The organism is Sphingomonas sp. TDK1 (assembly GCF_001650735.1).
Taxonomy (GTDB): Bacteria; Pseudomonadota; Alphaproteobacteria; order Sphingomonadales; family Sphingomonadaceae; genus Sphingomonas.
In genome coordinates this window covers 77415-94408 of sequence record NZ_LXVY01000001.1, presented here as the reverse complement: position 1 = coordinate 94408, position 16994 = coordinate 77415, and the positions used below count along the sequence as shown (strand labels likewise).

Sequence of the window (16994 nt, the reverse complement as noted above, 5' to 3'; positions counted from 1 at the left end):
GCGCCTATAGCTGCCGCCAGAGCAGGAAGCAGGCGAGGTACAGCCCGGCCAGCGCGCCTCCGAGCGGCCACGCCAGCGACATCCCCAACACGATCGGCAGGTGCGGGGCGGTCAGCAGGATCGACAGGCCGACGGAGAGGATGGCCGCCGCCCAAAGTCGGGCCCGGCGGTTCTGCGCCTTTGCGGTGCGCGCGGAGTCGGTTACCTCCACCTTCAGGCGGACGCTGCCCTCGGCCGCATCGGCCAGCACCTGCGACAGCTGGCCCGGACCGTCCCGGGCCAGCGTCAGCAGATTGGCCAGTATCTGTTGCAGCGTGTCGCGGCTCAGCGCCTGCGCCAACAGCTCCTCGCGCTGGATCTCGCCCAGAACCTCGGCGCCGATGTCGCGCAGTGCATTGTCGAGCCCCAGTCTCGCGGCGACCGTCTCCACGGTCACCAGCGCGCGATAGAGCGACAGGACGTGGCTCGGCACCTCGTACCGGTTCGCACGGGCTGCCCGCAGCACGCCTACCAGCGCACCCGCGGTCGCCGATCGGCCGACCCGGTCGCTGTTGGCGGCGGCGCGGGTCTCGGCCTGGAAATCGCGCCGCAGTCCTTCGGCGTCGCTGTCCGCACGGGTCACCAAAATCTCGGTCAGCGCGCGAAACATGCGGTTCTGATCGCGCGAATAGACGGCGGCGACGTAGCGGAGCTGGTTCGCGCGTACGGTGTCGTCCAGCCGGTCGCACATGCCGAAATCGACGAAGCCGACCCGGCCGTCCGCCATCACGAGCAGGTTGCCCGGATGCAGATCGGCATGAAAGAAGCGCGCGCGGAAAATCTGGGTGAGCACGGCGGTTACCAGCGTGCCTGCGAAGGCGCGCTTGTCCTCCGCGGACATCGCCATGCTGCCGCCCGTGCCCGACGGAATGCCGCTTCGGTCGGAGAACACGGTGCTCAGCTTGCGTCCGTCCAGATACTGATAGGTCAGGATCCGCGCGGTGCTCAGATGCGGGTAGACGTGCGGGATCACCTGCAGGTCGCTGGCGACGGAATCGTCCGCCATCCGCCGCGCATTCTCCTGCTCGCGCGCAAGGTCAATCTCCTGGCGCAGCCACGCGGCGATCTCGTCCACCGCCTCGCCGGGCGCAATCGGCAGGCGCAGGCCCAGCTGGCGGACCAGGCGCGTGCCGAGCCGGAGCCGCCTGATGTCGCGTTCGATCTGCGCCTCGATGCCGGGGCGGAGGATCTTCACCGCCACCTCCGCGCCGCCCTGCAGCGTCGCGCGGTGCACCTGGGACAGCGATCCGACGCCGATCGGTCGCCGCTCGAACCGTGCGAACACGGTTCCCGGCGGGCCGCCGAGTTCGCGGGTGAGGACCTGTTCGATCTGCGGCCATGCGCATGGCGTTCCGCGATCGACCAGCGCCAGCAGGGCATCGCAATATTCCTGCGGGAGCAGGTCCGGGCGCAGCGCGAGGAACTGGCCGACCTTGGTCGAGGTCGGGCCCAGCCGCGCCAGCACGCGCACGAAGCGTTCGGGCGGCAGCGGCCCCGCCACCAGGCGCAGCGCCGTCATCGCGCCTGCCGCCGCGACCAGAGCAGCGCGGCACCCAGCGCGAGCGGCAGTCCGGCACGGACCGATGCGGGAAGCCGGTCGCTGGCCGCCGCGATCGCCAGGGGCAGGAGCAGGAGCAGCGCTGCGCCGACTGCCGCGCTGCGCCGCCGTCGGGCCTCGCCATCGCGGGAGGGGGCGAAGCTGGCGCCCACCCGCAGCGTGCCGGTAGCCGCCCCCGCGGCGCCGCCCGGCAGCGCGCGGGCAAGCTCGGTCAGGCTGCCGCGCCACGCCGGATCCGCCACCGTCGCCCGCACGCGACGCCCCGGCCCCGGGCGCGTCCGCTCGAAGAAGATGCGCAGGCGCCCGAGCAGGTCGTAATTGGGGGAAATGTGCCAGAGGGTGCCGTTCAGATTGTTGAGCGCGCGCCAGAACAGCAGGTAATTCAGGTCGTATTGCAGGCCGTTGCGACGCGAAACGTCGATCATCTCGCCGGTGTAGCGCGCCAGATGGCGCTCCTCGATCGGCAGGGTCGGATCGAGCAGCGCCGCGTACCAGCGGTTCAGCACGTCCCGGCAATCCTCGCGGAAGCGATCGAAATCGGTGTCGTCGGTCGCGGTTACCTGCTGCGCGTAATAGCGCAGGCTGCCGCCGATATTGCCCAGGGCGAGGCTTTCGATCTGGCCCGCGATGATCCGGCGCTGGTCCTGGCTGAGCGCGCCGAAAATGCCGAAATCCAGGAAGACGACGCGGTTGTCCGGCAGGAACAGGATGTTGCCGGGGTGCGGGTCGCCATGGAAAAACCCGTCGGTGAACAGCTGCGACAGCGCGGCATCGGTGAAGTTGTTGAGCGCCGTGTCGAAATCGAACCCCGGCAGCCGCTGCCGGACCACCGCCGGCGGGTTGGCGTCGACAAAGTCGCGGATGTGCGTCGCGCTGACTCCGTCGATAAAGTCCATCGTCAGCACCCGCGGCGAGCAGAGGTGCCAGTGGATCGTCGGCACCACCACGGCCGGTCCGGAATGGGCGCGGACCCGTTCGGCCGTCTTCCCCTCGATCCGGAAATCGAGCTCGCGCAGTGTCCAGGCCTCGAACTGGTCGATCATGCCGGTCGCGTCGAGCCGTCCGAACACCCCGATCCGCTGGCCCAGCGCGGTCAGCTTGCGCAGGTTGCGGATGTCGGCGCGGAAGGTCGCCATGATGCCGCGGCGCTGGATCTTCACGGCGACCCGCCGCCCATCGGGAAGCCGCGCCTCGTGCACCTGCCCGACCGACGCCGCCGCGATCGGCTTGGCCGAGAAATAGGCGAAGCATTCGGCGATCGGCGCGCCCAGCTCCGCCGCCACGATGGCCTCGGCCGCACCGTCCGACATCGGCGGCACGCTCTCGAACAGATGGTTGAGCTCCAGGCACACCTCGGCGGGGAGGATGTCGAAGCGCAGTGCCAGGAACTGGCCGAGCTTGAGATAGGTGAGCCCCAGTTCCTCCAGGCTGCGGCGGAACCGCACCGCGAACCGCAGCCGCGCCCAGGGCGCGAAGGGCAGCGCGGAAGCGAAGGGAAACAGGCCGTATTTGAAGATCTTGCTTGCCGCCAGCGCGCCGCGCCGGAGATCCAGTCTCCAGTCGGTGAAATCCTGCGGCACGCCCTGTGGCGCAGGGGCTGCCTCCGGCGAAGGGCGCGCGCGGCTACCGGTTCCCGCCGCGAGCGTGGCGGGCGACCAGGCGCGGATTTTCCTGCGCAGACTCCGGGCATCGGCTATCACGGCAATGGCCTCCCCTCTCGCGCGGGACCGCCGCGCGCACGGCCGCGTCCCCAGCGGAGGTTGCGCGCCGATGCCACGTCCCGACCGGGACGATCGGCCCGCAACCCGCCGCCGGGGCACGACCAACATGCCCAAGGAACGCGTGCGACCTAGCGGGTCGAATGCTCGCTCTTCTCGCCCTCCTTGTACGATTTGGAGTAGCGGTCCGCCGCCTTGGACGGGATCTCGCTGAACCGATCCGCCGCATCGGCGAGGCTGGTGACGATGTCGTCGGGCAGTCGGTTCACCAGCTGGCGGACGGTGCGATGCCGCCCGCCGCGCGCCTCGCTGCGGCGGAGAACGTCGTCGCCGAACGACGACACCGAATCCGCGAACACGCGAACGGCCTCGACGCCCGCCAGCGTCATGCCGCGCACCATGCGGGTCGCGGTATCGGCCTTGGTGTGGCGGGTGTCGCTGATCGAATCGAAGAAGCGGCGGCCGCGATCGTCCTCCTCGTCGCCGTCCTCCTGCTTCCGTGTCCGTTCCAGCTCCGCTTCCAGGTGCCGTACCTGGGCACGCAGCTTGGTGATTTCGTCTTCCTTGGTCTTTTCCGTTTCGGCCATGGTTCCACCTCCGTCATGGGTCCCGCGCCGGGCGGCACGGGACGGTTGCAATCACACGCCGAAAGGCCGGTTCGCTTGCTTCCGGCCTTGCCGACCTCATCCGCGCACCACCGCGCCGGGGGGCGGTGCGATCCATTCACGCTGGACCAGATACGCCAGGCAGCGGGCCACGAGCCGGCTGGAGAGCGGCGGGCAGCGCAGCGCCGTTCCGGCCAGCCCCTCGCGCACATGGCGATCATCGAAGCGGGGAAGGCGAACGCGCTGAAATATGCCTTCGGTAAAGAACGGCCCGAGTGCAAAGCCGGCCGCCGCGCCATCGCGCTTCAGCTGCTGCGTCCATTCGTCATACGGGACCCGCGCGATCGGGTATCCCGCGCCTTCGATCCCGGCGACGATGTCGAGCCAGCGCGTCTCGGCGGGATTGACGAGGTGATAGACGCGCCCGTCCGCCGGACCGGCATGCGTGAGCTGGACCATCGCGCGCGCCGCGAAGTCGATCGGCGCGCCGGCGATCGGAATGGCGAGGTCGGGGGCGCTGCCCATCGCGATGCACATGCGCAGCATCTGGCTCAGATAATCCTGCACGTTGAACGCGCCGCTGCGGCTGTCCGGCGCGGTGTTCGGCCGGTGGATGGTCACGGGAACGCCGCGTGCGGCGGCGTGCTGGACCAGCTTCTCGCCGATCCACTTGCTCTGCGCATAGCCGACTTCGAGCGGACCGCTTTCCTCCAGCGGCAAGGTTTCCTCGATAGGATCTTGGAGCCGCTCCGAGGAAGAGAAGACGCCCACCGTCGACACGAAGTGCACGGCCTTCAGCCGATCCGTCGTCGCCAGCCGTAGCACCTCGATCGTGCCCTGGACGTTCGCCGCCGCCAGGGCGGCATAGGGATAGGTCCATTTGACCAGCGCACCGCAATGGAAGATCGCATCGATCTCCGCCGCCATCGTCACGCGCCGTTCCGGCGCGATGCCGAGCCCCGGCGTCGCCAGATCGCCCGGAACCACCCGTACGCGGTCGGCGAGGTGCCGTTCGTCCAGGCCGTAGCTGCGCAGGTTCGCCGCGATACGTCGCATGCCATCGCGCTCGTCGGCGCAACGGACGAGGCATTGGACGATGGTTTCGGGCGCGCCGAGCAGCGCCTCGAGCAGATAGGCGCCGATGAAGCCGGTTGCGCCGGTCAGGAAGATTTGTCGCGGGCCCGGATCGGAAGCGGCGCGCGCGGGCCGTCGGGCATGGGCGGCGCTGATGTCGGGCGGCAGTTGCGCCCGCGCCAGCATCTCGGCAACCGACAGGGCGGACGCGCGCACGGGTGTCTGCGGTGCATTGCGCCGCTGCAGTGCCTGCAGGAGCAGCGCCTGCTTGGCGGGCGACAGCCCGTGCAACCGAGCGAGCGCGGCGCTCATGCCCGCCCCCCGACGCCGTCCAGCGCCGCAAGATCGCGGGCGGCATGCGCCTCCACCATATCGTCCACCGTCGCGAGCAGTTCGGCGAGAACCGCATCGTCGAAGTCGACCGGGCGCAGCTCGGCGCAGACCATGTCCGCCAGATCGCGCAGGCTGCCCCCGTCGAAAAAGGCAGCTACCGGCAGCCGGACCCCGAGGTCGCGCTCGATCCGGGCATTCAGCTCGACGGCGATGAGCGAGTCGAGCTGCGCGGCGAGCGGTGCGTCGGTATCGACCGCGCCGGCCTCCAGCTGGAGGCTGCCTGCGACGACGGTACCCAGATACTCCAGCATCGCCGCGCGTGCGGCTTCGGCATCGTCGCCGAGGAGGACGGAGAGGGTCGGGCGGGCGAGGCCCACCGCGTCGCTGGCGCCGACGGGCTCGACCGCCTGTGGTTGCAATCGGTCCAGCCGGGCGCCGGTGATCGCAGCGACGATCGATCCCGCGCCGTCGAAAAGCTGCACGTCGCCGCGCAACGTGCCGGTGGCGCGATCATAATCCTGTCGTCGCGCATGGGCCCAAAGCACGCCGTCGGCGGGCGGCGGGGAACCGATCTCGATCCGGTCGAGCCCGGTGAGCACGCAGTCGGTCGGCGCGTCGTCAGGCAGAAGGGCGGCGAGCAGCTGCACGGCGGCATCGATCGCCCCCATGTCGAACACCGTGCGCGGATCGCGCTCTCCGGGTCGTGGGGGGCGGATGTCGGCAACGGCTTCGCCGCTGCCGCGCCGGACGTCCGCAAGGCGTCGGCACAAGGGGCCGAGCGCGGCACCGTGCTGCTCCATCGTGGCGTAGAACGCATCTGGAGCTAGGTGGTGCGTGCAGCGGTTGCGCAGCGCCTCGCGACCGACCGGGCGGGGCGGGGGCGGGGCAGGGTGGGGCGTACCCACCTGGCCTTCGGCGTGGAGCAGCCAGCCCTCCGCCGCTTGGGAGAAGATGCGGAACCGGTGATCCCCCGCATCGAGCGGGTCGAGAATGATCTGCAGCGGCTTGGTTTCGCCTTCCCGCAGGATAAGCGCGCGCGGCAGCGTCACCGCGCGGAGCAGGATCGGCGCAGCGCCGGTCGCTTCCCGCACGGCGGCGGCGGCGAGTTCGAGATAGGTCACCAGATTGACCCAGGGCATCCCCAGGATACGGTGGTCGCCCACCATCGGCATGTGCAGCAGATCGGCGTCGCCGTCGAACTGGGTCGCCGCGAGGGGGGAGGCGATCCGTGCCCCCAGAAAGGGATGTGCGTCGTTCCCCGCCTTGGCCGATGGCGTCGCCGCCGCCGAGGCGTCGAGCCAATAGCGCTTCCGCTGGAAGGGATAGGTCGGGATGTGCGCCTTGCGGGGCTGGTGGGGCTGGTGGACCGCCTGCCAGTCGACCTCGACGCCCGCGGCGTAGAGCGCGGCAAGGCTGTCCTGCATCGTCTCGCCGTCGTCGCGCTGCCGGCGCAGCGAGGGCAGGCGAAGCGCATGCCCCTGGGCGAGCGTGGTCAGCACCGGCTGGGGCCCGATCTCGACGAGCGCGGTGGGCGCTTGCGCCGCGAGGCAGTCCAGCGCGGCGGCGAAGCGGACCGGCTGGAGCAGGTGCCGGGTCCAATATGCGGCATCGAGCGGCTCCTCGGCGAGCATGCCGTCCATGTCGCGGATCAGCCGCAGCTGCGGGGGCCTGAACGTGATCGTGTCCGCAACCTCGCGCAGCGCCTCGGCGGCAGGTGCCATCAGCCCGGAGTGGAAGGCGTGCGACACCCGCAGCGTCTGGGTCGCGATCCCCTGTGCTTCCAGCTGCGCGCATAGCGCGGCGAGCGCCGCTTCCTCGCCGGAGACGACCAGATCCTCGGGGCCATTCTCGGCCGCCAGCCACAACTGGCCCTGCCGCGCCGCGAGCAGTCCGGCGATCCGCTCGGGCGCGGCGCGTACCGCCGCCATCCCGCCGCCCGCCGGCAGCGCCTGCATGGCGCGCGCCCGTGCGGCGATCAGCTTTATCCCGTCCTCCACGTCGAACACCCCGGCAACGCAGGCCGCGACATATTCGCCGACGCTGTGGCCCAGCACGATCGAAGGTTCGATCCCCCAACTGCGCCACAAGGCGCTCAGCGCATATTCGAGCGCGAACAGGGCGGGCTGGGTATAGGCGGTCTGGTCGATCCGCCCGGCATGCTCGCCATACAGGATCGACAGCAGCGGGACGTCCAGCGCGTCGCGCAGGATCGCGTCGCAGCGCTCCAGCGCGGACCGGAACACCGGCTCGCTGGCGTATAGCGCACGCCCCATGCCCGCATATTGCGCACCCTGCCCGATGAACAGGAATGCGATGCGCGGTCGCGTGGCGCTGCTCGCGGCACCGCGATGGATGCCGGGCCCGCTGCCGCCCGCGTGCGCGTGACGGAGCCGTTCGCCCAGCTGGGTCGGGTCGCTGGCGACCACCGCCAGGCGATGCTCGAAATGGGTGCGCCCGACGCCGGCGGTATAGGCGAGGGCGCGCGCCGAGACATGGCCGTCCTCAAGGCAGGCGGCGTGGCGTTCCGCCAGGGCCGCCACCGCCTCGGCGCTGCGGCCCGATACCGGCACGAGCAGTGGGGCCGGCGTGTCGCTCCCATCGTCGCGAACCGGCGCGCCTTCGCCCAGGATCAGGTGCGCATTGGTGCCGGTGAAGCCGAAGCTGCTCACCCCCGCCATGCGCGGCGCGTTTCCCGCAGGCCAGGGTGTTGCGGTTGCCGGGATCGAGAAATGCGGAGCCAGCGTGCAGTCGGGATTGAGCGTCCGCAGGTGGAGATGCGCCGGGATGACGCCGTGCCGCATCGACAGGATCGTCTTGATGAGTCCGGCGACGCCCGCAGCCGCTTCGAGATGCCCGATATTGGTCTTGACCGAGCCGATCGCGCAGGGCGTCTCGGCGGTGCGTCCGGGGCCATAGACCGCCTGCAGCGCCTCCAGCTCGATCGGGTCGCCCAGCGGCGTTCCGGTCCCGTGCGCCTCCAGATAGCCGATCCGGTCCGGCGTGACGCCTGCCTTGGCGAGCGCGGCGGCGAACAGCTCGCGTTGGGCGGTGCCGTTGGGCACGGTCAGGCCGCCGCTCGCGCCGTCCTGGTTGACCGCGGAGCCGTGGATGATGCCCAGGATAGCGTCGCCATCGGCCTGCGCATCCGACAGGCGCTTCAGCACGATCAGGCCGCAGCCTTCGCCGCGCCCATAGCCGTCGGCCGAGGCGTCGAACGTCTTGCACCGTCCGTCGCGCGCCATCATCCGGGCGCGGCAGGTGGCGATGGTGCCGTTGGGCGAGAGGATCAGGCTCACCCCGCCGGCGATCGCCATGCCGCATTCCTGCTGGCGCAGGCTCTGGCAGGCGAGGTGGATCGCCACCAGCGAGGAGGAGCAGGCGGTGTCGACCGCCATCGCGGGGCCGCGAAAGCCGAAGCTGTACGAGAGCCGGCCTGCCGCCGCATTGAGCGCGGCGCCGGTGGCCGAATAGGCCTCGATCCGCGCGGGATCGCCGAACATGCTGTGCTGGGCATAGTCGTTGGTGCTGATGCCGATGAAGATGCCGGTCGACGGATTTGCCGCGGGCGGCTGGTTGGCATGCTCCATCGCCTCCCAGGCCACTTCCAGCAGCAGGCGTTGCTGCGGATCCATGGACAGCGTCTCGCGCGGCGAGAGGTGGAACACCGAAGGATCGAACGCGGCGATATCGCCCGTCAGGAAGCCGCCCTCCCGGGTGTACATCTTGCCCGGCGCGGCCGGATCGGGATCGAACCAGCGGCGGGCATCCCAGCGCGCGGCGGGTACGTCGCGCACCATGTCCTGCCCGTCGCGCAGCAGCGCCCAGAACGCGTCCGGGCCGTCGGCGCCCGGAAACCGGCAGCCCAGCCCGATGATCGCGATCGGCTCGCGCTGCATCCGCGCCGCATCGGCCAGCCGCGCGCGCAGGTCGCGGAGTTCGCGCAGGCTCTGTTTCAGGATTTCCTGGCGGTCGCTGTCGCTCATTGCGCGTCTCCGTTCACCAGCTGCGGCGATCGCCCGAGTTCCTGCGCCAGCAGCGCGAGCAGCATGTCCTCGGACGTGTGGTCGAGAGCGTCGTCCTCCTCGGCGAACATCGCCGGCGCGGGGGCGACCGGATCGTCGAAGACCAGCACCTCGTCCGCCAGATGCGCCGCCAGCGCGCGCACATTGGCGAAGCGGAAGATCAGCGTCGCCGGCAGGGGGCGCCGAAGCGCGGCGCCGAGCCGGTTCTTCAGCTCGACCGCCATCAGCGAATCCAGGCCGATGTCGAAAAAGCCCATGCCGGGATCCGGCGGCGCGTCCCCGTCGCCGATCACCTGGGCGAGTTCCGCCAGCAGGAAGTCGGCGAGCAGCGACTGGCGTTCGTCCGGGCGCGCCGCCGACAGCCGATCGAGAATGTCGGACCGCGGCGTCTCCGCCCGCACGCGATGTGCGTCGACACCGGACGCCGCAGCGATGTCCGCCAGGGCACGCGGCCGCTCCGCCGGATCGAACGCGGCGAGGAAGGCGGGCCAGTCCACCGGCATCGCCGTCACCTGTGCAGGTGCGTCGGCGAGCAGGTGCCCGAGCATCGCCAGCCCGCGTTCGGGGTCGATCGCCGAGACCCCGGGCGGCACATGCCGGCGCGCGGCGCGGCGGGCGAGATCCGCGGCCATGCCGATCTCGCGCCACGGCCCCCAGCCGATGGCCGCCCCCGCAAGCCCCTGCGCCCGCCGGTGATGCGCGAGCGCGTCCAGAAAGGCATTGGCCGCCACATAATTGGCCTGGCCCGGCGAACCGATCAGCGTCGCCGCGGAGGAGAAGAGCAGGAAGAAGTCCAGCGCCATCTGCCGCGTCGCGCGATGCAGGTTCCACCCGCCCGCCACCTTCGGCGTCAGGACCTGGGCAAAGCGCGCCGCCGTCTGCGCGAGCACCGCCCCGTCGTCGAGGACGCCCGCGGCATGCACCACGCCGCGCAGCGGGGCATGCGCCGCCGCGATGCGCGCGAAGAGCTGGTCCACCGCCTGCCGGTCCGCGACGTCGATGGTCGCGATCGCGATCCGCACGCCGCGTTCGGCGAAGGCCGCGATTTCCGCCGCCGTCTCGGCCGAAGGCGCGCGTCGCCCGACCAGGATGAGGTCACGCGCGCCGGCGCCGATCAGCCACCGCGCCACCGCGAAGCCCAGGCTGCCCAGGCCGCCGGTGACGAGATAGGCCGCATCCGCGCGGATCTCCGGCGCGGCAAGTCGCGCGGGTGCCGATGCCGAGACCACCCGGGGGACAAGCACCTCCTCCCCGCGCAGCGCCACCAGATCTTCGCGATCGGCGGCACGCAACCGCTGCCCCAGGCGCGCGGCGTCCGCATCGCTGGCGCGTGGATCCAGATCGACCAGGCCGCCCCAGAGTTCGGGATGCTCCAGCGCGACGACCCGACCGAGCCCCCACAGCGGCGCCTGGGCGAGCGCGACCTCGCTGCCTTCCTCGACCGGTTGCGCGCCGCGCGTGACGAACCACAGGCGGGGCGGTTCGGCCGATGCCGCGCGCAGAATGCCTTGCACGAGGTGCAGCGGGCCGAGCACCGACTCCGCGCCTGTGCCGCACATCGGGTCGTCGAGGCGTGCCTGCGCGTCGAGCGCCCAGAGATAGACGATGGCGGAACAGCCTCCTGCGGCGAGAAGCGCGCGGATCAGCGCCTCCATGGCGTCCGCCGCGGCGGGATCGATGCGATGGTCGGCGGCACCGGGGTCGCCCGGGCTGCGCACGATCGTGCAACGGTCGCCCCGGGCGTGCAGCGCGTCGACAAGGGCCGCGCCGATCGGGTCGCGACCGGCGAAGACGAGCCAGTGTCGCGGCGCGGTCTCCGGCCTTTCCTCGGTCGAGGCGGCGCGCGCCTGCCATTGCAGGTGATGGAACGTCGCGACCGGCGCCTTTGCCGGGGTTGCGACCGCCGGGCCCAGCGCCCAATAGCGCTTCCGCTGGAAGGGATAGGTCGGGATATGTGCCTTGCGGGGCTGGTGGGGCTGGTGGACCGCCTGCCAGTCGACCTCGACGCCCGCGGCGTAGAGCGCGGCAAGGCTGTCCTGCATCGTCTCACCGTCGTCGCGCTGCCGGCGCAGCGAGGGCAGGCGAAGCGCATGCCCTTGGGCGAGCGTGGTCAGCACCGGCTGGGGCCCGATCTCGACGAGCGCGGTGGGCGCTTGCGCCGCGAGGCAGTCCAGCGCGGCGGCGAAGCGGACCGGCTGGAGCAGGTGCCGGGTCCAATATGCGGCATCGAGCGGCTCCTCGGCGAGCATGCCGTCCATGTCGCGGATCAGCCGCAGCTGCGGGGGCCTGAACGTGATCGTGTCCGCAACCTGGCGCAGCGCCTCGGCGGCAGGTGCCATCAGCCCGGAGTGGAAGGCGTGCGACACCCGCAGCGTCTGGGTCGCGATCCCCTGTGCTTCCAGCTGCGCGCATAGCGCGGCGAGCGCCGCTTCCTCGCCGGAGACGACCAGATCCTCGGGGCCATTCTCGGCCGCCAGCCACAACTGGCCCTGCCGCGCCGCGAGCAGTCCGGCGATCCGCTCGGGCGCGGCGCGTACCGCCGCCATCCCGCCGCCCGCCGGCAGCGCCTGCATGGCGCGCGCCCGTGCGGCGATCAGCTTTATCCCGTCCTCCACGTCGAACACCCCGGCAACGCAGGCCGCGACATATTCGCCGACGCTGTGGCCCAGCACGATCGAAGGCTCGATCCCCCAACTGCGCCACAAGGCGCTCAGCGCATATTCGAGCGCGAACAGGGCGGGCTGGGTATAGGCGGTCTGGTCGATCCGCCCGGCATGCTCGCCATACAGGATCGACAGCAGCGGGACGTCCAGCGCGTCGCGCAGGATCGCGTCGCAGCGCTCCAGCGCGGACCGGAACACCGGCTCGCTGGCGTATAGCGCACGCCCCATGCCCGCATATTGCGCACCCTGCCCGGTGAACAGGAATGCGATGTGCGGTCGCGTGGCGCTGCTCGCGGCACCGCGATGGATGCCGGGCCCGCTGCCGCCCGCGTGCGCGTGACGGAGCCGTTCGCCCAGCTGGGTCGGGTCGCTGGCGACCACCGCCAGGCGATGCTCGAAATGGGTGCGCCCGACGCCGGCGGTATAGGCAAGGGCCCGCGCCGAGACATGGCCGTCCTCAAGGCAGGCGGCGTGGTGTTCCGCCAGGGCCGCCACCGCCTCGGCGCTGCGGCCCGATACCGGCACGACCAGTGGGGCCGACGCTGCCTGTGGATCGTGCGCATCGCCCGGCAGCACCGTGCCTTGGCCCAGGATGACATGCGCGTTGGTGCCGCTCATCCCGAAACTGCTGATCCCGGCGAACCGCTGGCCGGCCGGCCACGGCATCGCCTCGCGCGGCACCTGCACCGGCAGGCGATCCCAGGCGATCCGGGGGTTGAGCGTGCCCAGTCCCGGATGGCCGGGGATGATGCCGTGCCGCATCGACAGGATCGTCTTGATGAGTCCGGCGACGCCCGCAGCCGCTTCGAGGTGTCCGATATTGCGCTTGACCGATCCCAGCAGCAGCTTCTGTCCGCTCGGACGTCCGTCGCCCAGCGCCTGGCCGGCAGCGGTGACCTCGATCGGGTCGCCCAGCGCCGTGCCGGTGCCGTGCGCTTCGAGATAGCCGATGTCCGCTGCCGCAATCCCGGCGCGGGCAAGGGCCTGGCCGATCAGCGCCTGTTGGGCGGGTCCGTTGGGCACGGTCAGTCCGCCGCTCGCGCCGTCCTGGTTGACCGCGGAGCCGTGGATGACGCCCAGGATATCGTCGCCGGCGGCCTCCGCATCCGACAGGCGCTTCAGGATGACCACGCCGCAACCCTCGCCGCGGCCATAGCCGTCGGCCGCTGCGTCGAAGGTCTTGCACCGGCCATCCGGCGCGAGCGCCCGCATCCGGGACAATGCCGTGAACGCATCCGGCGCAAGCATCAGGTTCACGCCGCCTGCCAGGGCGAATGCGCATTCCCCGGCTTGCAGGCTCTGGCACGCGAGATGCACTGCCACGAGCGAGGAGGAGCACGCCGTATCGACGGCGAGGCTCGGCCCGTCGATGCCCAGCAGATGCGACAGCCGGCCGGCCGCGACGCTGAACGTGTTGCCGGTGAAGCTGTAGCCGTCGAGCGTCGCATCCGTTTCGCGCGCCAGCAGCCGCGCATAATCATTGGTGTTGATGCCGACGAACACGCCGCCCCGGCCACCGCGCCGTCGCCCCATGCCGGCATGTTCCAGCGCTTCCCAGGCGACTTCGAGCAGCAGCCGCTGCTGCGGATCCATCGCGGTCGCCTCGCGTGGCGTGATCGAGAAGAAGGCCGCGTCGAAGCCATCCACCGGCGTGTCGAGGAAATTGGCCGTGCGGCAATAGCTTCCCTTGGCGGTATCCGGATCGGGATCATAGCCTTGGTCGGCGTCCCAGCGATCGGACGGCACCGGCGTCGCCGTCATGCCGCCGGCCAGGATCAGGCGCCAGAAGGCCTCCGGGTCGTTCGCCCCGCCGGGAAAGCGGCAGCCGATGCCGACCACGGCGATCGGCTCCTGCGCCGCCGCGCCGCCTATCGCCGCCGGGGCGGACGGGCGTTCGCCCCCCAGTTCCTGCAACAGATATTGGGAAAGCCGCCGAATGTCCGGCTGATCGAAAGCCAGGGTCGCGGAAAGCGGGCGCCCCAGCGCCGCCTCGATCGCGACGCGCAGCTCGACGGCCATCAGCGAGTCCATGCCGAGTTCGAAAAAGCCGGTGTCGATCGGGGGCGGCGACGCAAGGCGGAGCACGCGCCGGACCTCGCCCTGCAGATGATCGATCAGCCGATCCAGCCGATCCTTCGCCGGCATGGCCATCAGCGCGGTGGCGAAGGTGCCTTGGGCCTCCCCGGCTTCCGGTGCCGGCCGGGGGCGCTCGGATACGGGCGCGGTGTTCGGCGCTGGCTCGTCCAGCCAGTAGCGCTGCCGCTCGAACGGGTAGGTGGCGATATCGATGCGGTCGCCCCGGCCTTCGGCGAATGCTGCCCAGTCCACCGGCGCACCGTGCAGGTGCAGGTCCGCCAGGCTTTCTAGCATTTGCTGCACATCGTTCGTCCCGCGGCGGAGCGACGGCAGCCAGAGCCGGTCGCCGGCCCGATCGCCCAGCGCGCGGCGTCCCATCGCCAGCAGCAACGGCTGCGGGCCCAGCTCGAGGAAGATGCGATGCGTCTCCGCAAGGGTGCCCAGCGCGTCGGCGAAGCGCACGGGTTCGCGGGCGTGCCGCCGCCAATAGGCCGCATCCGGCGCGTCCGTCAGCGCTTCGCCCGTCAGGTTCGAGATGAGCGGGATCAGCGGCGCGGTAACGGCGATGTCGGCGGCAACCGCCTCGAAGGCATCGAGCATCGGGTCGAGCTGCGGCGAGTGGAAGCCGTGCGACACCGTAAGGCGGCGGGTGGCGATGCCGCGCGCCTCCAGCTGCGCCAGCGCCGGGAGGAGCGCGGCATCGAAGCTGGAAAGCACGATTTCCTCGGGCGCATTCACGGCGGCGATCGCCACGCCTTGGGGGAGGCTGCCGAGGACGTCCGCTAGGCGGGCTTCGGATGCGAACACCGCCGCCATCGCGCCGCCGTCGCCAAGCGCCTGCATCAGTCGCCCGCGCGCGGAGACGAGGCGCATGCCGTCTTCCAGCGAGAAAATACCGGCGGCCTGGGCGGCGGCGAACTCGCCGACGCTGTGGCCGATCACCGCGGCGGGTACGATCCCCCAGCGCCGCCACAGCGCGGTGAGCGCGCATTGCACGGCGTAGAGGGCAGGTTGCGTGAATTCGGTCCGGTCGATCCGTGCCGGGGCGTCTTCTCCCCACAGCACCGATTGCAGGTCGCCGCCGGACGCGTCGCGGAATGCATCGGCGCAGCGGTCGATCGTTTCCGCAAAGACCGGCTCGTCCGCGTAGAGGTCTTGCGCCATGCCGGCATGCTGCGCGCCCTGGCCGGTGAAGAGGAACGCGATGCCCTCCGCTGCCCCTTGCGCTAACCGTACGTCCGCCGCGCCCTGCGCGACCGCATCCAGCTGCGCCGCCAGCGCGTCCGGTGCTGCCACCACCGCCGCGCGATAGGGGAAATGGACGCGCCCGGTCGCCGCGGTGAAGGCGAGGTCGGCAGCCGCGGCGGGGCCCTGCAGGCGCAGCTGTTCGGCATGCCGGGCCGCCAGCGTGCGGACTGCGCTCGGCGTTCGCCCGGAGATCGGCAGCAGTTCCACGGCGCGACGACGGCGCACCGCCGGGGCGGGGGTGGGCGCGGACTCGAGGATCGCATGGACGTTGGTGCCGCTGAAGCCGAAGGCGCTGATGCCGGCCAGGCGGCGTGCGTCCTTCCAGTCGCTGCCGCCTTTCTCGACGGTCAGCGACAGCGCGGACCAGTCGACATGCCGGGTCGGCGTCTCGAAATGCGGTTGCTGCGGGATCTCGCCCTGTTCGAGCGCCAGGACCAGCTTGATGAGCCCTGCCATGCCCGCCGCGGCTTCGAGATGGCCGATATTGGCCTTGGCCGAGCCGACGCGCAGCTTCTCGGTCGCGGCGCGACCTTGGCCATAGGCGCGGTCCAGCGCGCGCAGCTCGATCGGATCGCCCAGCGGGGTGCCGGTGCCGTGCGCCTCGACATAGGAGACGTCGCGCGGATCCACGCCGGCATTGGCAAGCGCGGCCTTGATCACCGCTTCCTGGGCGAGGCCGTTGGGGGCGGTCAGGCCGTTGCTCCGCCCGTCATGGTTGACCGCGCTGCCCCGAAGGACCGCGCGGATCCGGTCGCCGTCGCGCAGGGCGTCGTCGAGCCGCTTGAGCACGACCACGCCGCACCCTTCGCCGCGGCCATAGCCGTCCGCGCGATCGTCGAAGGTCTTGCAGCGTCCGTCCGGCGCCAGCGCGCGAACCTTGCAGAAGTAGATCGTCCCCTCGGGGTTGAGTATCAGGTTGACCCCCCCCACCACCGCCACCCCACACCCCCCACTCCGTAGGTTCTGCGCGGCAAGATCGAGCGCTGCCAGCGAAGAGGAGCAGGCGGTATCGACCGCCATTGAAGGACCTTGCAGTCCCAGTGCATAGGATAGTCGCCCTGCGGCCACGCTGAACGCTACGCCTGTGCCGCAATACGCATCGATGGAGGCAACATTCTGCCTCGCGATCCGCTGGCCGTAATCATTGTTGCAGATCCCCAGGAATACGCCGGTCGGCGTGCCGAACAGTCGGTGGGCTGGAATGCCCGCATTCTCAATCGCTTCCCAGGCAACTTCCAGCAGCAGGCGCTGTTGCGGATCCATGCTGATGGTCTCACGCGGAGCGATTGCGAAGAAACTCGGATCGAAGCCGTCCACTGCGCCAAGAAAGCCGCCACGCCGGGTATACATCTTGGCCTCGGCGGCCGGATCAAGGGCGTAATAGTCTTCGACATTCCAGCGGCCTGCCGGAACCTCGGTGATGGCATCTCCGCCTTCTCTCAGCAGCTGCCAATATCGCGCGGCGTCAGGCGCGCCCGGAAAGCGACACGCGAGACCGACCACCGCCAGCGGCGCCTGGCGGGCCCGCTCGCCGGCATCGAGCCGCATCTGGAGTTCCGCGATTGCACGGAAAGCGCCTTTCAGAACATCCCTTCGGTCTTTCGATACATCATTCATTCCGGTAGCCCCCCGCTTCCGATCAAGGTGCAAATGCATCC

The 16994-nt window shown here is 70.8% G+C and carries 6 protein-coding genes; all 6 read right to left on the bottom strand.

Features of this window, described 5'->3' with window-relative positions; translation table 11 throughout:
* Positions 1-4 precede the first annotated feature (4 nt).
* Positions 5-1558: an ABC1 kinase family protein gene (locus A7X12_RS00350; protein WP_064309654.1), complete on the bottom strand. Its 1554-nt coding sequence runs from the start codon at positions 1556-1558 to the stop codon at positions 5-7.
* Positions 1555-3297: an ABC1 kinase family protein gene (locus tag A7X12_RS00345; RefSeq protein ID WP_198161789.1), complete on the bottom strand. Its 1743-nt coding sequence runs from the start codon at positions 3295-3297 to the stop codon at positions 1555-1557. Before A7X12_RS00345 ends, A7X12_RS00350 begins: the two co-directional genes overlap by 4 nt.
* A gap of 149 nt (positions 3298-3446) precedes the next feature.
* Complete coding sequence (locus A7X12_RS00340; RefSeq protein ID WP_064309652.1) at positions 3447-3902, bottom strand: hypothetical protein; 456 nt, start codon at positions 3900-3902, stop codon at positions 3447-3449.
* Between the two features lie 96 nt (positions 3903-3998).
* Positions 3999-5306 (bottom strand): thioester reductase domain-containing protein, encoded by a 1308-nt coding sequence (locus A7X12_RS00335; RefSeq protein WP_064309651.1) that lies wholly within the window; start codon positions 5304-5306, stop codon positions 3999-4001.
* Complete coding sequence (locus A7X12_RS00330; protein WP_064309650.1) at positions 5303-9310, bottom strand: type I polyketide synthase; 4008 nt, start codon at positions 9308-9310, stop codon at positions 5303-5305. Before A7X12_RS00330 ends, A7X12_RS00335 begins: the two co-directional genes overlap by 4 nt.
* Positions 9307-16884, bottom strand: a complete 7578-nt coding sequence (locus A7X12_RS00325; RefSeq protein WP_198161787.1) for a type I polyketide synthase — start codon at positions 16882-16884, stop codon at positions 9307-9309. The genes A7X12_RS00330 and A7X12_RS00325 overlap by 4 nt, the downstream gene beginning before the upstream one ends.
* Positions 16885-16994: the final 110 nt, after the last annotated feature.

Bases quoted from the DNA above. Each gene is read 5' to 3' on its own strand.
- A7X12_RS00350 (WP_064309654.1), bottom strand. From the start codon at position 1,558: ATGACGGCGCTGCGCCTGGTGGCGGGGCCGCTGCCGCCCGAACGCTTC.
- A7X12_RS00340 (WP_064309652.1), bottom strand. From the start codon at position 3,902: ATGGCCGAAACGGAAAAGACCAAGGAAGACGAAATCACCAAGCTGCGT.
- A7X12_RS00335 (WP_064309651.1), bottom strand. From the start codon at position 5,306: ATGAGCGCCGCGCTCGCTCGGTTGCACGGGCTGTCGCCCGCCAAGCAG.
- A7X12_RS00330 (WP_064309650.1), bottom strand. From the start codon at position 9,310: ATGAGCGACAGCGACCGCCAGGAAATCCTGAAACAGAGCCTGCGCGAA.
- A7X12_RS00325 (WP_198161787.1), bottom strand. From the start codon at position 16,884: ATGCGGCTCGATGCCGGCGAGCGGGCCCGCCAGGCGCCGCTGGCGGTG.